Here is a 23465-nt window from a genome sequence, read left to right as displayed (position 1 = left end):
GTTTTCCTCGGCTTTACCGGTTCAAAGGGCGAACTGCTTTGCGTATTCGGTATTCAGGCGCGGCCACTCGAATTTCATTGCTTCGCCGGCGACGATACGTCCAATTGGATCGTCGGCAAGCAAACGGTCGAGCACGTCGAGGCAGATGTGCCAGCCGGCTGCACCCATCGATATGAAGTTGCGATCGATGTTGTGCCACAGCGTGAGACGCGTGCCGTCGCCGAGCGCTTCGAGTTGCCAGCGAAGATCGTTCTCGCCCCAGCGATACTCGAGCAGGTTGGGCGGGTCGGCGCGCGTCACCTGGGTTTCGGACACTTGCGGTGTGGGCGTACCCACCGTGGAGAGCTTCACTGGACCGACCGAGGCGAGGCTGTGGTCGGCGTCGAACGGTGCCCATTCGCGCAGGCTGGCGGGATCCGTCAGCGCTTGCCACACTTTATCCGGCGAATGGCGCAGCTCACGCACGAGGACGAGTGTCCACCGGTCTCCGTCTTTCTGAACTTTGGCCCCGGCTGCGGGACCGGGCCTGTAAGACTCGCGATTGCTCATCGCTTCTTCTCCTTGCGGGGCGGTGCGGGATGGGTCTGATCGAGATGACGCTCGAGCGCGTCGAGATGAACCGACCAGAAACGGCGAAACGGAGCGAGCCAGGCGTCGATTTCCATGAGCGGCTCGGGTTTGATCCGATACACACGCCGCTGCGCGTCGACACGCGACTCCACGAAGCCGGCGTCTCGAAGCACTCGTAAATGCTTTGAAACAGAGGGCTGCGAGAGCTTGAGCTGCTCCTCGATATCGCCCACGGATTGCTCGGACGATGCAAGCAGACTGAGGATAGCGCGGCGGCTCGGCTCGGCGATGATGGCGAATGTTGAGTCCATGGTGCTTATATACCTCACGGAGTATATAAATGTCAAGCCGCGAGGCATGAGGAAACGCCATTGCCTTCGGGCCTTGATCGCGGCCTTTAGTACCCGCCCCGCTCGGTGACGTGCGATCCCGCAGCGTTCTTATACGAAGCCGCCAGATCTGCTGCCGCGCGGCTCAGCAATCCCGTATCCGTTCCCACAGCGACAAACGTCGCGCCGGCCGCGAGATATTCTTCGGCGATCGCCCGATCCGGCGCGAGCACGCCCGCTGCCTTGCCCGCACGCCGTACGCTTTCGATGCCACCGCGAATCGCCTCGCGCACGCTGGCGTCGCCGGGTTTGCCGAGCAGGCCCATCGACGCACTCAGATCTGCTGGTCCGAAAAACACGCCATCGACGCCGTCGATAGCGGCAATCGCCGGCAGGTTATTCATGCCTTCCACGGTCTCCACCTGCACCAGTACACATAGTTCGTCTGCGGCCCGGTTCAGGTAGTCGGGAATGCGGTTCCAACGCGACGCGCGCGCCAATGCGCTGCCCACGCCGCGAATGCCTTGCGGCGGATAGCGCGTTGCCGCCACCGCGTCGGCCGCCTGGTCGGCGGTGTCGATCATCGGCAGCAATAGCGTCTGCGCGCCGATGTCGAGCAACTGTTTGATCAATGCGCTATCGCTTCGCACGGGACGTACCACCGGATGCGACGTATAAGCCGCCACCGCCTGCAACTGCGCGAGCGTGCTGCGCAGGTCGTTCGGTGCGTGCTCGTTGTCGATCAGCAGCCAGTCGAAACCGGCGGTGGCGAGCAACTCGGTAACGTAGGCGTCGGCCAGCGCCGCCCACAAGCCGAATTGCGGCGTACCTTCATGCAGTGCGCGTTTGAATGCGTTTTGCGGCAGGGACATGTGCGTGCTCAAATGAAGTTCAAACCGATGCCGCCAAGCGGACCGTAATCGACATGGAAAGTGTCGCCCGCTCTGGCGGGAATCGGGCTCGTGAATGAACCGCTCAGAATCACGTCGTTCGCATTCAGCATTTCGTCGTATGGGGCGATCTTGTTCGCGAGCCACGCGACGCCCGTAGCCGGATGATTCAACACCGCCGCTGCGAGCCCGCTTTCTTCGACGGCGCCGTTTTTGTAAAGCAACGCGCCGACCCAGCGAAGATCGACATCGAGCGGACGCACCGGACGCCCGCCCAGCACGATGCCCGCATTGGCTGCGAAGTCGGAGATGGTGTCGTAGACCTTACGCGGGGCACGCGTTTCCCGGTCGAACTGCTCGATGCGCGCGTCGATGATTTCCACGGCGGGCGTCACATAAGCCGTTGCATCGAGCACATCGAACAGCGTGACGCCTGGGCCTTTCAGGGGCCTGCTCAGCACAAACGCAAGTTCGACTTCGACGCGCGGCGCAATGAAGCGGTCCGCGCGAATGTCCTGACCGTTTTCGATGAACATGCTGTCGAGCAGCGGCGCATAGTCCGGCTCGTCGATCTGCGAAGAACGCTGCATAGCGCGCGACGTGAGGCCGATCTTGCGCCCCTTGATCACATGTCCTTCGGCAAGCTTGAGGTTCACCCATTCGCGCTGAATCGCGTAACCGTCTTCGACAGTCATCTGCGGATACGCCGCGGAAAAGTGGCGCAATTGGGTGCGCGTTTTCTCTGCGTTGTCGAGTTGCGCGGCGAGCTCGCGAATGGTTTGTTGGTCTAGCATGATGGGTTCTCTATTGAGCCGCTGACAGTGTGTTCCGGCTCGCTACTGCGCTTTGAGCCGCGCGTGCAGGTTGTTATGCTTCCAGGTGCCGGCTTCGCTGAATTCGTTGATCTCCAGCGACAACGCTAGCCCGCTTTGTTCAAACTCATTGGCAAAGTGTTGCTTGATGAGCGCGAATAGCGCGTCGCCCGTTGCCTTCTTTATGGCATCGGAGCGGCCCGCGGCAATCTTCAGGTTTGCGTGGAGAAATGCTGCGTCGGCGCGTCCGTCTGCGATGCAATAGTGTTCACACCGCAATGCGCGGACGCGAATGCCGCCAGGCGGATAGACACGCTGTTCGTTATCGCGCTGTTCGGCGAGGCATTGAGCGAGCGTATTGCACAGGCGGCTCATACTTTCTGCGTCAGCGAGATTCGCGCTGTACTCGAGTGTCAGATGCGGCACGTCAGTCTCCTTTACGCAAGTCAGGCGATTAGCGGAGTCACCGGAAAGATCGCATTGATCTGTCCGGTACCCGAACTGCCGAAATACGGCGTGACGACTTCCACCTTGCCGTCATAGCGGTCCCAGCCGAGCGCGCCTAGCAGCATCGCCGTGTCGTGCATGCCGCCTTCGCCCCAGCATTTCTCGTTGTAAAGCGGCAGCATTTCGCAGAAAGTCTTCCAGTCGCCGGCTTCCCACAACTCGACAACCCGGCGGTCCATCTGTTCGAGAAACGGACTCCAGACCTTATGCATGAACTGCTCGGCGGTGCCGTTGTTGGCAAAATGGTGACTAAGCGAACCGCTTGCCAGGATCGCAACGGTGCCGTCGTAACGCTCTTCGATCGCCTTGCGCACCGCGAGACCGAAGCGCGCGCTTGTTTCAAGGTCATGCCACATGCACCAGCCGGCTACCGACACTGCCTTGAAGTGCTGATCGCCATTCATATAGCGCATCGGCACCAGCGTGCCGTATTCGAGTTCGAGCGTGGTCTCGCTATGCGCGCGGCTTTTCACACCCATTTCGTTGGCCACTTCCGCAATCAGATTGCCGAGGTCCACGTTGCCCGGGTACGCGTAGGGCATGTTCTTGATGAAATGCGGTAGTTCGTTGCTCGTGTAGATGCCTTCGAACTTCGGCGCGCAATTGATGTGGTACTCGCTGTTGACGAGCCAATGCACGTCGAATACGACGATCGTATCCACGCCCAGTTCGCGGCAACGCCGGCCGATTTCACGATGGCCGTCGATTGCGGGCTGACGGCAACCCTTGTGCGGACCGTCGAGCTCGGACAGATATAACGACGGCACGTGTGTCACTTTTGCTGCCAGCGCGAGTTTGCCCATCGCGGTCTCCTCTTGTTTATGTCGCGAAACGCAGTGCGCCTCGCGGTCGACATGCCGGCGTGTCAGACGCCCCAGCGTGGGATGTGATGCGAACCGAGCGACACGCAAACGTTCTTCGGTTCGAGGAACACTTCATAGCTCCACGTACCGCCTTCGCGCCCCACGCCCGATGCCTTCGTGCCGCCGAACGGCTGACGCAGGTCGCGCACGTTCTGGCTGTTGACGAAGCACATGCCGGCTTCGACGGCGGCCGCGACACGATGCGCGCGCCCCGTGTTCTCCGTCCAGATGTAGCTCGACAGACCGTATGAGATGTCGTTCGCGAGTCTGATCGCGTCGGCTTCGTCGTCGAATGGGATCAGGCATGCAACCGGGCCGAAGATTTCTTCCTGCGCTATACGCATGCGGTTGTCTACGTCGACGAATACCGTGGGCATCACGAAGTTGCCCTGGCGCATCGAGTCGGGCAACTCGGGCATGTCGAGACCGCCGCAGGCAAGCGTTGCGCCTTCTTTCGGCCCGAGTTCGATATAGCTGCGCACTTTCGCCAGATGCCCCTGGCTGATCATCGGTCCAATGATCGTGCTGTCGGCAAGCGGATCGCCAACCGTGAGACGCTTCGCACGTTCGACAAAACGTTCAGCGAATTTCGCGTAAATGGACTTCTGCACGAGAATGCGCGAGCCGGCGGTACAGCGTTCGCCGTTGTTCGAGAAGATCATGAATACGGCGGCATCCAGCGCGCGTTCGAAATCCGCGTCGTCGAAAATCACGAACGGCGACTTGCCGCCGAGTTCCATCGAAAACTTCTTGAGCCCGGCGCTCTGCACGATCCGGTTGCCCGTCGCAGTCGATCCGGTGAAGGAAACCGCGTGCACGTCCGGATGCGCGACGAGCGGCTCGCCCGTTTCCTTGCCGAAACCATGCACGACGTTCAGCACGCCGGCCGGGATCCCCGCTTCGAGCGCGAGATTGCCGAGCATCGACGCGGTAAGCGGCGAGAGCTCGCTCATCTTCAGAACTGCGGTATTACCGAACGCGAGACACGGCGCGACTTTCCACGTGGCTGTCATGAACGGTACATTCCACGGCGAAATGAGCGCACACACGCCGACCGGATGAAATAGCGTGTAGTTCAGATGCGTGTCGGTGGGGTACGTATGGCCATCCACGCGCGTACACATTTCGGCGAAGTAGCTGAAGTTGTCGGCGGCGCGCGGCACGAGTTGCTTGCGCGTCTGAGAAATGGTCTGGCCCGTGTCCTTCGTTTCGGTTTCCGATATCTCGGGCACGTTCTTCGCAATCAACTCGCCAAGCTTGCGAATCAGCTTTGCGCGTTCCGCTGCGGGCTTGCCTGCCCATGCGGGGAACGCTTCCTTTGCGGCTCGCACCGCGGCGCCGACTTCCGCCTCTCCGCCGCGGGCCACCTCGGCAAGTACTTCTTGCGTCGCCGGATTGACCGTTTCGAAGTAGTCTTTCGCGCTGCCTGCTTTGCCGTTGATCAGATGTTCGATTCGCATTGCGTTGTCCTTTGCTTTTTTCTGGCGGTCAGGCGCGGCCGAAGTCCGCGTCGGATGCAATCGTATTGACGAGACGGCCGAGGCCTTCTATTTCGCACACCACTTCGTCTCCCGCATTCACGTTGACGATGCCCTCCGGCGTGCCTGTCAGGATCACGTCGCCGGGCGCGAGCGTCATGAAGCTGCTCAGATATTCGATCAACGCGGGAATATCGGTCACGAGATCGCGCGTGTTGCCGCGCTGTTGCAGCGTGCCGTTGACGAACGTGCGCAACTCCAGTTGCGAGACGTCTTCAACGTCGGCTGCGTCGACGAACCATGGGCCGAGCACCGTGCCGCCGTCGCGATTCTTCACGCGCAGGTTGGGGCGGTAGTAGTTTTCAAGGTAGTCGCGGATCGCGTAGTCGTTGGCGATCGTATAGCCGGCCACGTGTTGCATCGCATTGTCGCGCGTCACATGGCGCGCGACCTGGCCGATTACGACAGCGAGTTCGCACTCGTAGTGCATGAAGGCGACGTCGGCCGGGCGGCGCGTAAAGCCCCGATGACCGAGAACCGTGCCCGGTCCCTTCAGGAAAACGAGTGGCTCTTCCTGCTTGTTGAATTGCAACTCCTTCGCGTGCTCGGCGTAATTCAGGCCGAGCGCGAAGATGGTGCCGACTTCAATGGGAGAGAGCCAGACGACCTGATCTTCGCGACACACGCGTCCGTCTGCAAGCAGCACACCTTCTGAATGCGGATAGGCGTCGTGAATCGCGCCGGCATACGCAACACGGCCGCGCATCATTGCTGTTCTCCGTCTGATTCTTTTGAGCCGACGAACGACACGTGAAGCGGCGGCAGCGCGCCGATCGACAAGGTCGCCGCGTCGCCGATATGCGCGATCGGCGAGCCATGCGGAACGCCGAGCGTGATGACGTCGCCCGCCGCGAGCGTCATGAAGTCGGTGACGTCGGCAAGCAGCCGCGCCACATGTCGTACCGACGAAGCGGTGGTCGCCGCAAAAGCATCGGCACCATTGAGCGATACTGCGATGGCCAACTCGTCGGGATTCGCAACGTGGCGCGCCGCAACAACCGCGGGACCGATCACGCAGAAACCGTCGCGGGCGCGAAAGCGTACCGACGGTCTGTAGACGCTCGCATGCGGCACGCTGAGATCGGCCACGACCGTATAGCCCGCAATGTAGTTGAACGCATGCGCCGCGCTGACCCGCGTTGCGGTGCGCCCAATCACGATGCCAAGCGACGCGCCTACTTCGACGCCTAAAGTATCGTCGGGTATGACGATTTGCGCGCGATGCCCCGCGAGTGTGTTGCGCGGCTTCAGGTAGAGAACCGGCGCTTTCGGCGGTGACTTGTACGGCGCCGCGTGCATTGCATCGCCTAGCGCCTCCAGCGCGGCACGGTCATTGAGCAATGTTCCGTAGATCGCGCCGCGAACCGGCGGACGGCAGGCGATGCCGCGCGCGAGCAGCGCCGCCGCTGCATGCGCATCTACATCGTGAGGCAGCGCGTCGCCTTCGGGGTGCAGCAGATGATCGGCAAGTGCAAACATGACCTGGCTGTGCCTCTGGATAGATACTTTGCATAAACACTAACATGTTAGTAGTATTGCGCTTGATATGATCCAGGGTCAATAGCCAGTCGGCTGATCGCGGGTTTTCCCTTAAGTTTCGACGGCTGCTTCCAACTATCGTCCACTATGTCTTCGTCCGCTTCCACACGAGTTTTGCACCGCAACCTGCCGATGCTATTGCTGCGCGCCAGAGAAAAAATGATGGAGCGTTTTCGCCCGTTGATTACCGCGCATGGTTTGACTGAGCAGCAATGGCGTGTGATTCGCGCGCTCAACGAGCACGGTCCGATGGAGCCGCGCCATATCTCCGACATCTGCACGATTTCGAGCCCGAGCATGGCGGGCGTGCTCGCGCGCATGGAGAGCATGGAACTGGTGACGAAGGAGCGTTTCGCTGAAGATCAGCGCCGTGTGCTGGTGTCGCTAACCGACACGAGCGTCGAACTGGTGCGCGTGATCTCGAAGGATCTGGAGGCGCACTATCGCGAGCTGGAGCGCAAGGTCGGGCCGGAGATCGTCGAGCGGGTTTATCGCGCCGTGGACGATCTGCTGGCGGGGCTGGAGGAAGAAGACGAGTGACCGGGCAGGCGGCGTTGCTTACCAGCCCTGAAAACGCATCCAGGGCACGCTCTGGCCGTCCGGCGCAACGGCGTGGTACTCGGGGAACTGCGCGCCGGTAGCGCACGCATGGTTCGGCAGAATGCGCAGTTTCATGCCGATTGGAAAGCGTTGCGTAATGTCGCCGTTAGCTTTATGTGCGCCTTCTTCGGTCGGCGAAAGAATGCCGTGCTCCTGGTTCGCGCCGCTCACCACATAGCCGGCAAGCGGAGTGCCGTTGAGCAGACACGGCTGGCCGTAGCCGAAATCGTGCGCCTGCTTCGACGTGCCGCGATCGCGGCTGAGAGCCATCCATCCTGCGTCGAGAATGGCCGAGCCTTTCTCGGACTGATGGCCGATCACGGTGGCGAGCACGCTTAGCGCAATGTCCTCGAGCGCACAAACGCCGATGTTGTACATGACGAGGTCGAAGAAAACATAGACGCCCGCACGCACCTCGGTCACGCCATTCAGCTGTGTGGCTGCGAGCGCCGTGGGCGTGGAACCGACACTGACCTCCGGACAAGGAACGCCGGCATCGCGCAAGCGCTGCGCCGCGCGAACACAGCCGGCGCGTTCCTGTTCCGCCAGCGCGGCGAGCGCTTCGGGCGTGTCGAGTTCGTAACTGGAGCCTGCGTGCGTCATCACACCGCCGACCGTCATGCCGTTCTCGTGCAGAATGCGGCCGACGTCGAGCAGGCTCTCGTGCTCCGGCGTGATGCCGGAGCGGTGCCCGTCGGTGTCTACTTCGATCCATACCTCGAACGTTGCGCCATGCTGATCGCCAAACGCGGCGATGGCCGCTGCCGCGGTGGGGTTGTCCACCACCAGCTTGAGATTGCAGCCCTGGCGGCGCAGCGCCAATGCTCGCGGCAGTTTCGAAGGCGCGATGCTGACCGCGTAAAGAATGTCATTCACGCCGGCGGCATGGAACGCTTCGGCTTCCTTTAGCGTGGAGACAGTAATGCCGCGCGCGCCGGCCGCAATTTGCGCTCGCACTACGTCGATACACTTGGTGGTCTTTACATGCGGACGGAACGCGACGCCGAGCGTGTTCATATGCGCCTGCATACGCGCAATGTTCTTCTGCATCCGGGCAATGTCGATCAGGGCCGCGGGCGTGTCGATCTGTTCGAGTTTCATACTTTCCCCGGGAAGTGGGCGGGATTCGGAGGATACGGCTCGAGCCCGCAGGAACGGGACACCAGGCGCCAATTATAAAGTCGGCATGCGGCGAGAATCTTCAACTGCTCGAATTCATAGATTCAGCCAGGCTTAATGTGAGATTCGCCACGGTGGCAGCGGTCGGAATCTCGCCTGCAAGTGCTGCATGAAAGTTCGTGTGCGAGCGGGTAAGCCCGCACGCTGATGGGTGAGCGCGATGACATTCGCGTCCGGAGTTTTCCACGCGGGCAGCAAGCGGACGAGCCTTCCTTTCGCGATGTCGTCCGCCACATCCCATTCGGAACGCAGGATCACGCCGCGGCCTTCGCATGCCCATTGGCGGATCACGTCGCCGTCGTTGCAGCTCAAGTGCGATGAAACGCGTACGCTGCGGCGTGTGCGGCCGCGGCTGAACTGCCAGAGCGTGACGTCCTCGTTATTCTCGCGCAGCACGATACAGGGCAGCGCGGCAAGTTCGTCGGGCGACTCGGGCGCGCCCAGACGTTTGACGAGCGCGGGCGCCGCGCATACGAAGCGCGCGTTGGGCGCGATCGTGTAACCCACGCGGTTGGATATCGGCAGGTCGCCGATATGCACGACGATGTCGAAGCGTTCAGCCGTTTCCATGAGCGGCTGATCCGACAGAGTCAACGCGACGTCGATATCCGGATGCTGCTGCTGAAAGTCGGCAATCGCGGGCGCCACGTAACGCCGCCCGAAACCGAGTGGCGCGTTGACTTTCAGTGTGCCGACCAGGCCGCCGCGGCGCATCTGCAGATCTTCGAACAGCGTGTCGAATTGCTGAACCAGTTCCGCGCCGCGTTCGCAGAGCAGCGTGCCTTCTTCAGTGAATTGAAGGCGGCGCGCGCTGCGGTTCAGCAGTTGAGCGCCGAGCTTCTTTTCCAGTTGTTGCAGACGCTGAGTGATCGCCGAAGGTGACAGCCCCAACTTTCGCGCCGCGGCGACAAGGCTGCCACTTTCGCGTATGGTCAGCAGGAAGCGTATATCGGCGGAATCGTTCATGAGGGGCTGTTTTCAGTCTTGGACCCTGGAGCTTAATGCGTTTGCCGGCGCGCTTCCAGTGCCGGTGCACCATGCAAGGTAATGTGATGCTCCTGTAACGCAGACGACAGGTCGAAACGCTACAGTACGCGTAGCATGATTTCCCAATGCTTTCATTCGAAGAGAAGTCCGATGCCGTTGTCACATGAGGCTGACGCCGCGCCGAAAAGTGCCCTGAAACAGGGCGTATTTCTGCACACTGGGTGGCGAAGCGCAGGCACCTGGGTGTGGTCCCGTCTTCGGGCGCTCAACGCTGTGACCGGCTTTTACGAGCCGCTCAGCAATGTACTGGCGGATTTGAGCCTCGCCGACGTTGCCGCAAGCCGTCCCACGCTGACCTCCGGACATCCGCCGCTCGATGCCCCTTACTTCAACGAGTACAAGCCGTTTCTGCATGAAGGCGCGCGCGGTGTGGCCGGCTACCGAAGACAATTCGGCGTCGACCGTTTCGGCGGCGTGCCGGATGCCGAATTTCACGCGCTGCAAGCGTATTTACGCAATCTGGTCGAGCACTCGACCCTGCAGGGCAGCGTGCCGGTGTTCAAGTTCTGTCGGTCGTCGGGAAGGTTGCCGTGGCTCAGACACGCCTTTCCCGATGCGATGCACGTCGGTGTGTTGCGCAATCCTGCCTCGCAATTTGCTTCTGGGTGGCTGCTCAACCAGCAATGGCGCAATCCGTTCTTCGTGGCCGCGCCTTTTCGTGTGCTCGGATTGAATCGTGCGGAACCCGTGGTGAAGCAGGTCATCGACATGTGCGATGTGAAGTTGCCGCCCGCCACGCCGGCTTCCGACGACGCCTACGCAATGGCCTGCGAACAGTACGCACGCAGCGCGGAAGGCAATAATGCGTATCGAGCGTTCGTCGCGCTGTGGATTCTTTGCGCGTGGCGAATGGGGCAAGGGGTCGATCTGCTCATCGACATGGACCAGCTTGGGCAGTCGCGCGACTACGCAGCTCGTGTGCGGGCCAGCTTCGAAGCGCAGAGCGGCTTGTCCCCTGATTTCAGCAGCGCCCGCGATCTGGTCGAGGAAACGCGCCGCAATGCGGCGCGGATCGGCGCAATAGACGGCGGGTCGATGCGCTCGGTGCATTCCGCGGCGCTAAAATTTCTCAAGGCGCAAAGCGGTATCGAGGCAGCCTTCATCGAACAGGTGCGCGAGCAAATGGTCCTCGCCAACGAGTTGACTGCGCAATGGCGCTAAATCGCATCGCTTGTCTGGCCTATGAAGTCACGGCCTTTTTCGATTCCGCCATTGTTTCCGCCCTCAGCCGGTCATAGCTCGTCTTGTCGAGCGGCACCGCGCCCGGCTGGCCCAGATCGGACAGTTTGACCCGATAGTTCTCTCGTGCGCTCCATGCTGTCACCGCCGCGATGATCGTGATGCCGAACGTGATCGCTCCAATCATCAGCGGAACGTTGTGCGATCCCGGCGGCGCGACGTAAGCGAACAATGCGGGCAGCAGCGCCGTAATCGTCGTCCCGATGTTCTGCCCGATCGCCATCGCGGAGACGCGCGAACGGGTTGGGAAAAGTTCTGGATAGAAGCTCGGGAATGTGGCGTTATAGCCTTGGTAGATGATGCCCCACATGAGGATCGACATGACGATCGCGAGCGCCACGTTGTGAATACTGATCGCATACAGGTACGCAAACGAGAGAAGCCCCGCGCCGAGTGCGCCGACGATAATCGGCAGGCGCCGGCCGATCCGGTCCGACAGATTGCCCACGTACGGGATCACGAGCACCGCGACAATGTTGCCGATCACCGGAATCCATAAATAGACGCTTTTTGAAAAGCCGATACCGTACGCGGGCTGCACCGCATATGCGGCACCGAAAATCGTCGCGACCACGGGAATCACGTTCATCAGCGAGCAGCCGACCACGCGCAGCATGTCCACCCAGTTGTAGCGGAACGCCTCGGCAATCGGCGACTTCGGCACGCCGCCGCTCGCGTCTTCTTTCGCGAAAGCGGGCGTTTCCTCGACCTCGCGCCTGATGATGTAGCCGGCCACCAGCACCACAGCACTCAGTAGAAATGGAATGCGCCAGCCCCACGAATTGAACGAACTCTCGTCCATGTAATAGGCGAGCGGCAGAAACACGGCAGCAGCGAGAATCTGTCCGGCCTGCACGCCTTGCAGCGTGAAACTGGCGTAATAGCCGCGTCGTCCGAACGGCGCATGTTCGAGAATCATCGAACTCGCGCCCGAGATTTCACCGGCGACCGCAAAGCCCTGAATCAGACGAAGCACGACGAGCAGGGCCGGTGCAAGCAAGCCGACATGCTGATAGGTGGGCAGCAGGCCCACTGCCATCGTCGAAATGCCCATCAGGAACATGCAGAGCAGCAGAACGTTCTTGCGGCCATGCGTGTCGCCCCAATGTCCGAGCACGAACGCGCCGATTGGCCGCGCGACGTAGCCCACGCCGTAAGTCGCGAGCGAAGCGACGATCGCGATCTTCGGATTTCCGGAGGGAAAAAACAGCTGGGGAAAAATCAGTGCCGCTGCCTGCGCGTAAATGAAGAAATCGTAGTATTCGAGTGCCGAGCCGATCCAGCCACTGGCGGTTGCCTTCCGGGCCTGCCCGCGATGCTTGCGGTCCTCCACCGATGCGTTCGTTGCCATGTTGCGCCTCCTCACCTGATTTTTGGGTGGCCAGCTTCTGCGGCTGCCTCATTTGGCGTCCGGCGCGCCGACTATGCAAGCCAGGATTTGTACGGCGGACCGGACTTCGCGGCGAGCGCATGCTGCGATGCGGGAGATCGCGAGCATGGCCGGTTATCAGCGGCGCTCCCAGTACAGTTGTCGCGCAAAAAACAATACAGTGAGGCGCGGTTCTGTTTTGCTGTATAGGGAATAAGCGGCGTAGCGTCGATACAGTTGACGGACTCCAATCCGCCTGTCAGCCCGGTGCGAAGCCGCGGCCCATTCCGAATCCGAGGTATGAAATGAACGCAGCAAACGAACAAGCGAAGCTTTCGGCGCAGCAGATCGGCCACTATATAGGCGGGGCCGCGATTGACCCCACCAGCGGCCGCTTCAAGGAAGTGTTCAATCCCGCGACGGGTCAAGTGACGGGAGCGGTCGCGCTTGCGTCGGTCGAGGAAGTGGATGCTGCAGTGCAATCCGCGAAAGCCGCCTTTGCCGCGTGGAGCGAAACCGCGCCGCTCAAGCGCGCACGCATTCTGTTCAAGTTCAAAGAACTGCTCAATAAGCATCACGACGAACTCGCCATGCTCATTACGCGCGAGCACGGCAAGGTGTTCACGGACGCGCAAGGCGAGGTCGTGCGTGGCATTGAAGTGGTCGAGTTCGCATGCGGCATTCCGAACCTGCTGAAGACCGATTTCACCGACCAGATCGGCGGCGGCATCGACAACTGGAATCTGCGCCAGGCGCTCGGCGTGGTCGCGGGCATCACGCCGTTCAATTTCCCGGTCATGGTGCCTATGTGGATGTTCCCTGTCGCTCTGGCTTGTGGCAACACCTTCGTGCTGAAGCCGTCAGAACGCGATCCTTCGGCGTCGCTGCGTATTGCGGAACTGTTGAAAGAAGCGGGTTTGCCGGACGGCGTGTTCAATGTGGTCAACGGCGACAAGGTGGCCGTCGATGCGCTCATCGACCATCCGGATGTCGCGGCACTGTCGTTCGTCGGTTCGACCCCGATCGCCGAGTACATCCATACGGAGGCATCGAAACGCGGCAAGCGCGTGCAGGCTCTCGGCGGCGCCAAGAATCACCTCGTGGTGATGCCCGACGCTGATCTAGACCAGGCCGTCGACGCGCTGATCGGCGCCGCATACGGATCGGCCGGCGAGCGCTGCATGGCGATTTCGGTGGCGGTGGCAGTGGGTAACGTCGCCGATAAGCTGATCGAAAAACTGGTGCCGCGCGTCAAGTCGCTCGTGATCAAGAACGGGGAGAACCTCGACGCTGAAATGGGCCCGCTCGTGACCGCCGAGCACAAGGCGAAAGTCGCGGGTTATATCGCATCGGGCGAAGAAGAGGGCGCGACGCTCGTCGTGGACGGCCGCGCGCATCCGGTCGCCAACGAGGCGGGATTCTTCATTGGCGGAACGCTGTTCGACAATGTCGGCACGCAAATGAAGATCTATAAGGAAGAGATCTTCGGCCCAGTGCTTGCCGTGGTGCGGGTGCCCGATTTCGCAAGCGCGGTGGAACTCATCAACGCGCATGAGTTTGGTAACGGCGTGTCGCTTTTCACGTCCGACGGCGGCGTGGCACGCGCTTTCGGCCGGCAGATTCAGGTGGGCATGGTGGGCATCAATGTGCCCATTCCGGTGCCAATGGCGTGGCACTCGTTCGGCGGATGGAAGAAGTCGCTATTCGGCGATCATCATGCGTATGGCGAAGAAGGCGTGCGCTTTTATACGCGGTACAAGAGCATCATGCAGCGCTGGCCGGATAGCATCGCCAAGGGTGCTGAGTTCACGATGCCCGTTGCGAAGTAACGCGCGCTACACACCTGATGAAGTTTCCTCTTCCGCTTCATCCAGGACGGCGTTTTGCACGGCTATCGCCGGGCTCACATAAGGCGGCGCCTGGCGGGGCTCGTCAATGCTGTAGCGCAGACGTCCTGCGTCGACATACACGCGCAAGCCCCGGTATTTGACGAGGTACATCAAGCCCACGAGCGCGGCGGCGAAGCCCGACGCCGCGCCGACGCCAAGCGCCCAGCGCGGGCCGAAACGGTCCGCGACCCAACCCACCACGGGCGCGCCAAGCGGTGTGCCCCCGAGCGCGATGGCGAGCAGAATCGCGATCACGCGGCCACGCATGGCGGGCTCCGTGGAGAGTTGCACGAGACTGTTGGTGGACGTGTTGAAGGTTTGCGTCGACACGCCGATGAAGGCGAGCATGACGCCGAAGAGCACATAGTTCGGCATCAGCGAAGCTGCCGTGCAGCCCACGCCGAACACTGCCGCCGCACCGAGCAGCAAAGCCATGCGCGGTTGCGCGCGGCGCGCGGCAAGCAGCGCGCCCGTGACGGAACCGATCGCCATGGTCGAGCTCAACACGCCGTATTCGCCCGCGCCCGCATGAAATGCGCTGACCGACATCGTCGAAATAAAAATGGGGAAGTTAAGGCCGAATGTGCCGATCAGGAATTGCATGAGAAGCGCTGCCTTCAGATCGGGGCGCTTCCATACATATCTGAAGCCTTCTACGAAGCTGCCGCGCGAGCGCAGCGCGGGAGGCTTCGCATGTAGCTCGCGAGCGCGCAACATGCGCAAAGCGCCGAGTACGGCGATAAAAGAGAGCGCGTTGATCAGAAACACCCAGCCTGTTCCGACCGATGCGATCAGCAAGCCCGCAACCGCCGGACCGATCATTCGCGCGGCATTGAACGACGTGGAGTTGAGCGCGACCGCATTGGAAAGATCGCTTTCGCCGACGAGGTCCGACACGAAAGTCTGACGCGCGGGCGAATCGAATGCAGTTACGCAGCCGAGCAGTCCCGCGAAAACGTAGACCTGCCAGAGTTGCACGAGGCCTGTAATCGTAAGCAGCCCAAGGCCGAGCGCGAGACTGCCCATGGCCGCCTGCGTGACGAACAGGAGCTTGCGGCGGTCGAAATGATCGGCCGCATAACCGGTGAGCGGCAGTAGAAGCATTTGCGGCCCGAACTGCAGCGACATCACGATACCCACGGAAGTCGCATTGTGTTGCGTGAGTTCCGTGAGGACGAGCCAGTCCTGCGCGGTGCGTTGCATCCATGTACCGACATTGGAGACGATCGCGCCACTCGCCCACACCCGGTAATTGAAGTTGCGCAGCGAACGGAACGTACTGCTCACCTGAGTTCCTCTCCTTCGAATATCTGGTTGATGTCTTGCCGGCAGCGCATGCTTATGCGCGCGTTTGTTCCAGCATGGCGAGCACTTCCTGCGTGGTACCGGTCTCGCCGAGCCGCGGGAAGATTCGCGTGAGGCTGTTCGTGTGAGCGTCCAGATGCAGGTCGGTCATTGCGTCGACAGCAAACGCGATGTTCAGGCCTAGCTCGTGTGCGAAACGCGCCGTTGATTCAATGCCGACGCTGGTCGACACACCCGCCAGCACGATTTGCGTCACACCTTGCTCGCGCAGATACGCTTCGAGATCGGTATTCGTGAACGCGCCCCACGTGTGTTTCGTCACCAGATGATCCGTCGCCTGCCGGTTCAGTTCGGGCACGAGCTCGGCAAATCCCGCGGGGAAGTTGCCGGTAGGACGCGCCTGCTCCGCGCGCCCCGGTGCGCCGCCCGCCACGTTGACGAGTACGACGGGCAGACCGTGGCGGCGAAACGCGTCGGCTAATTGGGCCGCGCGCGTGACGACTTCCGCAGTGGAATGAGCGGTGGGCATTGCAACGATGCCTTGCTGCAGGTCGATCACCACCAGTGCGGTCTTTGCGTCGAGCGTAGTCAGTGCCATGTGAGCTCCTGTTTTGGTTTGCGTGAGAATTACGACTCGGTCAGGCGTTTGAGCAATTCGACGCCCGCGGCAAGTTGCTGCTGCTCGGCTACCGAAAAGCGCGTCTGGATAGTTCGGAACAGCCAGTCTTCGCGTGCGGCGCGACTTGCCTTGATCTTCTTGCGGAAGGCGGGCGTGAGCGAAAGAACGGTTTGCCGGCCGTCGTTCGGATCAGGGGCGCCGCTCACGAGGCCAGCGGCTTTCAAAACAGAAAGCGTCTCGCCCATGGATTGCGGACGCATGCCCTGTGTGCGCGCGAGTTCGGTGACCGTTGCAGGCCCGTCGCGCTCGAGCAGGCCGAGAACCTGTATCTGCGAAGGAGTGAAATCGCCGAGATGGGCCTCTTCGCGCAGGCGGCGGCGCAGCTTGCCGGTCAGCACGCGCAGATCTTCGGCGAGTGCGTGGAGCGAATCGGAGTCGAGCGGAGGATCGTTCTTGCCCATGTGTGCCGGAAAGTGCCAGACAAATATATGAAGGTAACCTGTGTAGGCTACCTTCATATATGGCACAGGTCAAGCAGGCTCTTGGACTTTCAGGCTGTTGGCGCGCGGTGCGGCCGCGGCGCGACCGGCGTTCTGCCGCGCGTGTCTTTTTGTTCTTCTTCTGCGCGAATGATCGCGAGCAGTTGGTCGAGGCGCATCGGACGGCCGGTCAGGAAGCCTTGAACCACATCGCAGCGCGCGTCGCACAGCCATTCGAGTTGCGCCGGATACTCGACGCCTTCCGCGACGACCAGCAGGCCGAAGCTATGCGCCATCGAAATGATCGCAGTGACGATGGGTTGACCGCCATTGGGCAATGGACAGATGAAACTGCGGTCGATCTTGATGCTGTGCACCGGAAAAGATTGCAGGTACGACAGCGACGAGTAGCCGGTGCCGAAGTCGTCGAGCGACAGGCGCACGCCGGCGGCGCGCAATTCCTGCATTGCCTGAATGCCCACCGACATATTGGACATTAACTGGCTCTCGGTCAGTTCGAGTTCGAGCAGCGAAGCCGGCAGGCCGCTTTTTTTCAGCGCCGTGCAGACTTCGTCCGTGAAGCCGTCGGCTCGCAATTGGCGCGCGGAAATGTTCACAGCCACATGCACGCTTGCATTCGTGCCGGCATTCCAACTCGCCGCGTCGCGGCACGCGCGCCACAAGACCCAGCGGCCGAGCGCGACGATCAGATCGCTGTTCTCGGCAATTGGAACGAATTCAGCCGGCAAAATAGGGCCTTCCGACGGATGCGTCCAACGAACCAGCGCCTCCGCGCCGAGCAAGCGGCCGGACAGGCAGTCGAATTGCGGCTGATATACGATCTCGAGCCCGTCCTGATCGAGCGCCTTGCGCAGTTCGGCTTCGATGCGCGCGCGCCGTTGCGCCTCGGCGGTCATCTCGCTCTGAAACTCGACGGCAATGCTCTTGCCCCTGCTTTTCGCCGAATACAGCGCGATGTCCGCATTGCTGACCAGTTCCGCCATTTCGGCGGTGTCCTCGGGATAAACGCTGAACCCCACGCTTGCCGTTACTGCCGAATCAATGCCGTGCAGAATGAATGGGCGTGACAGGTTGCGCGCGACGCGGCCCGCGGTCGCGCGTGCACGAACGCGGCTTGCATCGGGGCCGAGCACCACAGCGAATTCGTCGCCGCCGATCCGGCTCACGAGGTCTTGAGGCCGGACCACGTTGCGCAACGCCTCGGCGACCTGCTTGAGCAGTTCGTCGCCCGCGCCGTGGCCGAGCGTATCGTTGACGGTCTTGAAGTTGTCGAGGTCCACCATCATCAGCGCGACGCGTTTATTCGCGGCGCTTGCCTTGTGCAGGCGCACCTTCAGTTCATCGTAGAACGCGCGGCGGTTCGGCAGGTCCGTCAGCGGATCAGTCGAGGCAAGATATTCGAGGTCTTTCTCCACGCGCGACACACGTTCGCGCATGCGCTTCATGACGAGCGATGCGATCCACACCGAACACAGCGACGCGCCGACGAGAAAGCAGCCGTACTGGGCGAGCTGCATTTTTATCGCGTCCGTTGTCGCCACGACCACGATGCTGCCGAGCAACCGGTCGTTATGAACGATGGGTGCCGCGACGAAGATGTCTTCGAGCGAAAGACGGCGCGAGCCGCCCACGTTCGCGAGCGTGCCTTCTTCGTATTCGACGCGGCTGAGCCCGGGTCGCGCATAGCGCACGAACAGTTCGCCATCTGGCGTATACACGGTTGCGCTTGCGACATGCGGGACCTTGCGCAGCGAGCCGAGTACTTCGGCAGTCGAGTCACGGTCGCGGAACATGGCCGAGGCGGTGAGATTTTCCGCGAGCACCGATGCCTGCATGCTGACGTCGTCGGTTAGCGACGCGCGTAGCGAAAGCGCCTGATAGATCAGCAGCACGACACTCGAAATCAGCAGCGCGATCGCCACGCCGACCAGATTCACATGCTCGCGTGGCCATGCAAGCCGTGACCATGCGGAGAAACTTTTCATAGAACCTTCCTCGCGAGGCGCATGAGTTTCGAACTGAGCGTGATGCGCCGGCGCGAAGCCTCGCTAACGTTGATATCGAACTTCAGATGATCGCCGTCGCGCACGAGGCGAATCACCCAGCCCTGCTCGGCGGTGTCGGCCTCGCTCACGATCACGACGGGCGCGTCGGAAGCCAGCAGCGCCTTGACCGCCGCGCTCAATGCAGTGCTCGCGGTCAACACGGCGAGGTGGCAATCGGCGGCTTTTTCCGTGCGCGGCAACGGACGAACGCGCCATCCCTGCTTGCCCACATGCTTGCCGTCGAGCTTGGCGAGCGCCTGGCCGAGCGTGCTGTCCTGATCCACACACACCGAGAGAGTGCTCTCCGACGGGCCTCCCGGCGGCCAGTCGGTGAACTGTGCGAAGTTGAAGATGTAGGCCGCCTCTAGCGCGGACAGGTCCACCTGCGCGTCGACGGATGTCTGCACGATCAGTGGCGAGGCGAACACGAAACACGCCGCGATGGTCCTGATGCGATCGCGATTCATGTCAGAACCCGTAGACGGCCTTGAACAGGAAGGTCCGGCTTTGCTGCGCAACAGTCTCCTGGGTGAAGCCTGGACCCACTGGGTCGGCGTACCGTTTATCGGTGAGGTTATAAATTGAAAACGACAGGTCGGCACCGCGAACCAGTCGGCGCGAACTCAGCGTGAGGTTCGCGAGACAGAAGCCGCCGGTTTCGCCGACCGCGGCCAGTCGCGTGGACGTGCATTGCACTTCGATCCCCGATATCAACGCATTCGCGAAGAAGGGCACCGCCACATTGGCTTTCGCGAGATGCCTCGGCGAATTTTGCAGCGCGGCCCCGGTGGTGGAGTCGTGAGCTATCTGGTACGAATAGCTCGCCCGCACGCGCGTGCCTGCCATTTGCTGCTCATACGCCAGTTCTGCGCCTCGCGCGGTGGCGCGATTGACATTGCGGAAGATAAAAAGGCCGGAAGGGTCCTGTGTCGTTGCGATCAGCTCGCGCGCGGTGTACTGGAACAGCGAGAGTGTCGCGCGGGCCATGGCGGACACGGCTCGTTCATATACAAGCTCAGTGGTCGCGATGTGCTCCGCCTTGAGCGATGGATTACCCAACTGGCCGTCGACGCCGCCTACCGCGTAGTACATCTCGTAAGCGTTCGGCGCGCGATAGGCCTGGCCGTACAACAGCTTGAACGTATCGCGCGGGGTCAGCTTGTAGACGAGCCCGATACGCGGACTCCAGTTGCCGCCCGAGGCCGTCTGCTGGTCGTAACGCAAGCCCGCATTCAGCGTGAAATTGGCGGGCAACGTGATTTCATCCTCGATATAGACACCGGCGCGGTTGCCGCTGTGATGGTCGTCGAGCATTTGCGAGTACGGGTCGACGTTGTAGTTGTACTGGTTCAGGCGCGCGTCTCTCGCGAAGTCCGTACCGATCACGATGCGATGTTTGTCGATCGACGTCAGGGTCGCGTGCACATCGGCGCCGTACCAGAGCGCGTGGCTGCCGTCGACGTTGACCACATAGGGTTGCGGACCGTAGACCGACGGCATCCGATAGTCGTAGCGGCCCCAGTACACCTGCGATGCCAGCGTGACGCCCTCGGAAAGCAAATGCTGGTACGAGAGATCCAGATAGCTTCGCGTGTCCGTCACGCTGAACGGCGCATTGAAAACCGCGCCGTACGGCGCATCGGGTACACCCTTGGTGCGGTTCCCGTAAATGAACGTCAGCCGGAAATCGCCATACGCGGCCTTGCCGAGGAAGTCCTGCGCGCGGTCGTAGTCGAGCCGGTTCGCGACGCCGTTGTTCTGCTCGGGCGTGTCGAACGCCGGGTAGTAAAGATCCTGACCGCTGCGACCATACGACGTCGCGGAAACAAGAATGTCGGCGCCGTGCGCGCCATGCCAGCCGTATGACGCACGAGCCTTTTTCTCGCCGAAACTTCCCACCGCGACGGCGGCTTCCGCGCCCGCCAGATCGCTGCCGGTTTTGGTGATCACGTTGATTACGCCGAACAGCGCGTTCGCGCCGTACATCGACGAACCGGGGCCCGGCACATACTCGATGCGCTTGACCAGATCCATGTCGAGCGGGAAGTCCGTGCCTATCGGCGCCTGACCGAACACGCCGTCGTTCGTAGGCATGCCGTCGATCAGCAGCAGGAACCGGCTGTTGTAGTCGCCGGGACGCTGAAAGCCGCGCGAGCCGAGGTATTCGTATGAGCGATCGTTCGTCACGTAGAGGCCCGGCAGCGACGCGAGCGCATCGGCAAGTGTCCGCCAGCCGAACTGACTGATGTCTTCGGCGGTAAGAACGACTACTGCGGCTGGTGCGTCGGTAACCGACTGATCGAAACGCGACGCGGTACTGACGGTGACCTGCATCAGCGCCTCCAATGGCATCGCGGCCAACTTGGTTGGGTCCGGGGCCGAAGCGGCGCTCGCACGAGGCTCGTTATCGGCGAAAGCTGCCGGCGAACAGAGCGTTGCCAGCCCTGCCACCGAACAAACGACCAGGCGTTGAGAGAGGAAAGACGAAGCGCGCGTAGTGGGAACCATGACAGCCGGTTAATCGGAAACGCTCCTTCAAAGTGGATCGTCACCTGTTTGTTATCGGCGCGAGGCGGGGAAGCTTGAATCGACGCGAGCCGCGGCGTTGTGCGGCGGCTGATTTCACAGCGGCATTCGTTAGGCCCCAGTTGTAAAAAGGGGTACGGGTATCCACCGTTTTGTGCCACACATGGCACGAAAAACCGAAGGGGGATGCTGCATGCATAGCATTTTGCGAATCGTCGAATAGCGCGTCGCGCATGGATTTCGTCGGTATCGAGCGAAGTCGCTGGCGAGTCGCGGCACGGGGCTTGCTGTAAAAGCCGTTTTTACCGCTGCCTCCACCGTCATGCAACAAACTTTCAATTCCAGAACTTTCGGCTCCATGCGACAGGCGATGATCGAACGCGATCTTGCCCATATCGAACAGGTCCTGGTGCGCTCCCATGCAAGTGCCCGCGACCATTCGGCTTTTCCACCCAGCTACTGGCACGAGCGCCTGCGTCGTATCAAGGACGACGGGCAACTGTGGGGCGTGCATCTTCGTAAGATCGACACACTGCAGCGCCTGCTCAACGGCGCATTGCCGCAGGGTTAGTCCACTCGTCTGACAGTGAAGCGCGCGCCTTCGAAGCGAGGCGCGCGTCATGACTTGCCCTGGTTGCGCGAATGCGCGCATCCATGTAGCGGCACAGTGTTGACGTTCGGCGTGTGCTCGACACGCTCGATGCGCAAGTCGTGCTTCGCTTGCATCCGCCGTTTCTCTCTCCCGATCCGCCGTCCTCTCCTCTATCCGTCTCTCGCTCGCGCTGGCTCCGCTCGGCGCGCTCCCGTCTATTGCCGATGCGTTTTCTCAGGGCGCTCATGCGGCGCGCTTCTTGCGGCGTCACGACAACGCATGCCGGGGCTCCGGCTGCGCGGCCAGTGCAGTGCACCCTCGTGCGCGCAAACCACGGAGAGCAAACATGGAAACAGGAAAAGTGGAAGGGGCAGTGAAGGAAATAGGCGGCAAGGTGCAGGAAGCGGCGGGCGAGATGCTCGGCGACACCGGGACCCAGATGGCCGGCACCGCCCGTGAATTGAGCGGCAAGGCTCAACAGGTGTGGGCGGATCTCACGGACGTCGTGCGCGAGACGACCACCGAGCGGCCGTTCACCGCGCTCGCGATTGCGGCGGCTGCGGGCTTCATTCTCGGCGCGCTGCGCTCGACAACCGCACGCGATGTTCGTGGCGACAGGGATTACCGGTAGATACGGTTGACACAGAGTCGATTGCATCGTTCGGGTGAAGCGCTCGTCGCCGGTTGACGCATCCGGTGGCGAGCGCCCGTGACGGCAATTGCTGGCGGGAGATACAGGATGTCGATACATACCAAAGTGAGCCAGTGGCGCAACGTGGCGCGTTTCTGTTCCAGTCGAGCGGTGGACTACGCCGAACTTCTGGCGCTTGAACTGGAGGAGGCGAAAGGGCGATTGGTGCGCGAAGTCATCGCGATGGTCGTGCTGGCGGTCGCTGCCATGTTCACCCTCTCTTTTCTGTGCGTGGCCATCATCGTGACGGCATGGAATACGCCGTACGTCATTGCAGTGGCGTGGGGCGTCGCTGCCGCGTGGCTCGTCATATCGATCGCCACCTTCGCGATGATGAAGACCCAGAAGCCCGTCGAGCCGTTGCATGTGCTGCGCGACGAAGTGTCCCACGACCTGGAAGCCCTGAAGGATGCCCTGAAATGAAACACGATCGAGCCTGGCATCAGGAACGCCGCGCGGCGATTCTTCAGCGCATGGCCGCCTCGCGTGCGCGCTTGCTGTCTGCAAACCTGGCGCTGCATACGCCTCGGCGCACCACGATAGCGGGTGTGCCTGCCGTCAACGCAATGAGTTCTCTCGCCGACACGCCTTACCTCGCACTCGTGCTGGCGGCCGGTCTTGCGGCTGTGCTTCTCGGGCCGCGCAAGGCGATTGGAACGCTGGCACGCACAAGCGTGATGGCGTGGCTCACGAGGACCGCGCGAAGTGTGTTTCAGCGCTAGCGCGATTTGACGCTTCCATGCCGGCGCCATGAATCCACACATGCAATGAGCGACTAATCGCGCGATGCGACACCGCGCGGCACGCCGGATGCAC

26 protein-coding genes are annotated in these 23465 nt (G+C 61.6%); 7 read left to right on the top strand and 19 right to left on the bottom strand.

Annotated features, from left to right (window positions below; genetic code table 11):
* Window positions 1-21 precede the first annotated feature (21 nt).
* The 9 genes from JMY24_RS11120 to JMY24_RS11080 form a co-directional block, all read right to left on the bottom strand.
* Window positions 22-549, bottom strand: coding sequence for an SRPBCC family protein (locus JMY24_RS11120; protein ID WP_128596505.1), 528 nt, complete (start codon window positions 547-549; stop codon window positions 22-24).
* A complete protein-coding gene (locus JMY24_RS11115; protein WP_128585939.1) occupies window positions 546-881 on the bottom strand; it encodes an ArsR/SmtB family transcription factor in 336 nt (111 codons plus the stop codon). Before JMY24_RS11115 ends, JMY24_RS11120 begins: the two co-directional genes overlap by 4 nt.
* An 86-nt stretch (window positions 882-967) precedes the next feature.
* Complete coding sequence (gene hpaI, locus JMY24_RS11110; protein WP_128596506.1) at window positions 968-1771, bottom strand: 4-hydroxy-2-oxoheptanedioate aldolase; 804 nt, start codon at window positions 1769-1771, stop codon at window positions 968-970.
* An 8-nt stretch (window positions 1772-1779) separates the two neighbouring features.
* Window positions 1780-2583: a 2-oxo-hept-4-ene-1,7-dioate hydratase gene (gene hpaH, locus JMY24_RS11105; protein ID WP_020068294.1), complete on the bottom strand. Its 804-nt coding sequence runs from the start codon at window positions 2581-2583 to the stop codon at window positions 1780-1782.
* A 42-nt stretch (window positions 2584-2625) separates the two neighbouring features.
* Window positions 2626-3027: a 5-carboxymethyl-2-hydroxymuconate Delta-isomerase gene (locus JMY24_RS11100; RefSeq protein WP_128596507.1), complete on the bottom strand. Its 402-nt coding sequence runs from the start codon at window positions 3025-3027 to the stop codon at window positions 2626-2628.
* A 20-nt stretch (window positions 3028-3047) separates the two neighbouring features.
* Window positions 3048-3911, bottom strand: coding sequence for a 3,4-dihydroxyphenylacetate 2,3-dioxygenase (hpaD, locus tag JMY24_RS11095; RefSeq protein WP_128596508.1), 864 nt, complete (start codon window positions 3909-3911; stop codon window positions 3048-3050).
* Window positions 3912-3973: 62 nt separating this feature from the next.
* The gene (gene hpaE / locus JMY24_RS11090; protein WP_128596509.1) at window positions 3974-5431 is read right to left on the bottom strand and encodes a 5-carboxymethyl-2-hydroxymuconate semialdehyde dehydrogenase; all 1458 of its coding nucleotides are present in this window, start codon (window positions 5429-5431) and stop codon (window positions 3974-3976) included.
* Between the two features lie 28 nt (window positions 5432-5459).
* Window positions 5460-6218 (bottom strand): fumarylacetoacetate hydrolase family protein, encoded by a 759-nt coding sequence (locus tag JMY24_RS11085; protein WP_201702046.1) that lies wholly within the window; start codon window positions 6216-6218, stop codon window positions 5460-5462.
* Window positions 6215-6988: a fumarylacetoacetate hydrolase family protein gene (locus tag JMY24_RS11080; protein ID WP_128596510.1), complete on the bottom strand. Its 774-nt coding sequence runs from the start codon at window positions 6986-6988 to the stop codon at window positions 6215-6217. The genes JMY24_RS11085 and JMY24_RS11080 overlap by 4 nt, the downstream gene beginning before the upstream one ends.
* A 192-nt stretch (window positions 6989-7180) precedes the next feature.
* On the opposite strand from JMY24_RS11080, the gene hpaR reads away from it, so the two are divergent.
* Entirely contained in the window at window positions 7181-7588 is a 408-nt protein-coding gene (gene hpaR / locus JMY24_RS11075; RefSeq protein WP_042277081.1) for a homoprotocatechuate degradation operon regulator HpaR, read from the top strand.
* A gap of 18 nt (window positions 7589-7606) precedes the next feature.
* Here hpaR and JMY24_RS11070 read toward each other — a convergent pair whose 3' ends face one another.
* Window positions 7607-8749, bottom strand: a complete 1143-nt coding sequence (locus JMY24_RS11070; protein WP_128596511.1) for a DSD1 family PLP-dependent enzyme — start codon at window positions 8747-8749, stop codon at window positions 7607-7609.
* Between the two features lie 132 nt (window positions 8750-8881).
* Window positions 8882-9793, bottom strand: a complete 912-nt coding sequence (locus JMY24_RS11065; protein WP_128596512.1) for a LysR family transcriptional regulator — start codon at window positions 9791-9793, stop codon at window positions 8882-8884.
* A 171-nt stretch (window positions 9794-9964) separates the two neighbouring features.
* Here JMY24_RS11065 and JMY24_RS11060 point away from each other — a divergent pair, with 171 nt between their 5' ends.
* Window positions 9965-11035 carry a hypothetical protein gene (locus JMY24_RS11060; RefSeq protein WP_128596513.1) on the top strand — a complete coding sequence of 357 codons (1071 nt, stop codon included), beginning with the start codon at window positions 9965-9967 and terminating at the stop codon, window positions 11033-11035.
* Window positions 11036-11054: 19 nt separating this feature from the next.
* On the opposite strand, the gene JMY24_RS11055 is transcribed toward JMY24_RS11060, so the two are convergent.
* Window positions 11055-12464, bottom strand: a complete 1410-nt coding sequence (locus tag JMY24_RS11055) for an MFS transporter (RefSeq protein ID WP_201702038.1) — start codon at window positions 12462-12464, stop codon at window positions 11055-11057.
* 323 nt (window positions 12465-12787) lie between these two features.
* Here JMY24_RS11055 and JMY24_RS11050 point away from each other — a divergent pair, with 323 nt between their 5' ends.
* On the top strand, window positions 12788-14311 hold the full coding sequence (locus tag JMY24_RS11050) for a CoA-acylating methylmalonate-semialdehyde dehydrogenase (protein ID WP_128596514.1): 1524 nt from the start codon (window positions 12788-12790) through the stop codon (window positions 14309-14311).
* 6 nt (window positions 14312-14317) lie between these two features.
* Here JMY24_RS11050 and JMY24_RS11045 read toward each other — a convergent pair whose 3' ends face one another.
* The 7 genes from JMY24_RS11045 to JMY24_RS11015 form a co-directional block, all read right to left on the bottom strand.
* The gene (locus JMY24_RS11045; protein ID WP_201702036.1) at window positions 14318-15658 is read right to left on the bottom strand and encodes an MFS transporter; all 1341 of its coding nucleotides are present in this window, start codon (window positions 15656-15658) and stop codon (window positions 14318-14320) included.
* 52 nt (window positions 15659-15710) lie between these two features.
* The gene (locus JMY24_RS11040) at window positions 15711-16274 is read right to left on the bottom strand and encodes an isochorismatase family protein (RefSeq protein ID WP_128586576.1); all 564 of its coding nucleotides are present in this window, start codon (window positions 16272-16274) and stop codon (window positions 15711-15713) included.
* Between the two features lie 29 nt (window positions 16275-16303).
* Window positions 16304-16756: a MarR family winged helix-turn-helix transcriptional regulator gene (locus tag JMY24_RS11035; RefSeq protein ID WP_128586575.1), complete on the bottom strand. Its 453-nt coding sequence runs from the start codon at window positions 16754-16756 to the stop codon at window positions 16304-16306.
* An 89-nt stretch (window positions 16757-16845) separates the two neighbouring features.
* Window positions 16846-18780, bottom strand: a complete 1935-nt coding sequence (locus JMY24_RS11030; protein ID WP_201702035.1) for a putative bifunctional diguanylate cyclase/phosphodiesterase — start codon at window positions 18778-18780, stop codon at window positions 16846-16848.
* On the bottom strand, window positions 18777-19307 hold the full coding sequence (locus JMY24_RS11025; protein WP_128596517.1) for a YfiR family protein: 531 nt from the start codon (window positions 19305-19307) through the stop codon (window positions 18777-18779). Before JMY24_RS11025 ends, JMY24_RS11030 begins: the two co-directional genes overlap by 4 nt.
* A gap of 1 nt (window position 19308) precedes the next feature.
* Window positions 19309-21348 (bottom strand): TonB-dependent receptor plug domain-containing protein, encoded by a 2040-nt coding sequence (locus tag JMY24_RS11020; RefSeq protein ID WP_128596518.1) that lies wholly within the window; start codon window positions 21346-21348, stop codon window positions 19309-19311.
* 40 nt (window positions 21349-21388) lie between these two features.
* On the bottom strand, window positions 21389-21760 hold the full coding sequence (locus tag JMY24_RS11015) for a hypothetical protein (RefSeq protein ID WP_128596519.1): 372 nt from the start codon (window positions 21758-21760) through the stop codon (window positions 21389-21391).
* On the opposite strand from JMY24_RS11015, the gene JMY24_RS11010 reads away from it, so the two are divergent.
* The 4 genes from JMY24_RS11010 to JMY24_RS10995 all read left to right on the top strand — a co-directional run bounded on the left by JMY24_RS11010 (window position 21737) and on the right by JMY24_RS10995 (window position 23371).
* Entirely contained in the window at window positions 21737-21937 is a 201-nt protein-coding gene (locus JMY24_RS11010) for a hypothetical protein (protein WP_128586570.1), read from the top strand. The two genes, JMY24_RS11015 and JMY24_RS11010, sit on opposite strands and share 24 nt — an antisense overlap.
* 367 nt (window positions 21938-22304) lie before the next feature.
* Window positions 22305-22589, top strand: a complete 285-nt coding sequence (locus JMY24_RS11005) for a CsbD family protein (RefSeq protein ID WP_128586569.1) — start codon at window positions 22305-22307, stop codon at window positions 22587-22589.
* 108 nt (window positions 22590-22697) lie between these two features.
* Window positions 22698-23072 (top strand): phage holin family protein, encoded by a 375-nt coding sequence (locus JMY24_RS11000; RefSeq protein WP_128596526.1) that lies wholly within the window; start codon window positions 22698-22700, stop codon window positions 23070-23072.
* Complete coding sequence (locus tag JMY24_RS10995; RefSeq protein ID WP_128586567.1) at window positions 23069-23371, top strand: hypothetical protein; 303 nt, start codon at window positions 23069-23071, stop codon at window positions 23369-23371. Before JMY24_RS11000 ends, JMY24_RS10995 begins: the two co-directional genes overlap by 4 nt.
* Window positions 23372-23465: the final 94 nt, after the last annotated feature.

Origin of the sequence: Paraburkholderia kirstenboschensis, assembly GCF_904848585.1 — a bacterium.
Lineage (GTDB): Bacteria > Pseudomonadota > Gammaproteobacteria > Burkholderiales > Burkholderiaceae > Paraburkholderia > Paraburkholderia kirstenboschensis.
The sequence above is the reverse complement of the archived record's forward strand: the minus strand, read 5'-3'. Positions and strand labels throughout refer to the sequence as shown.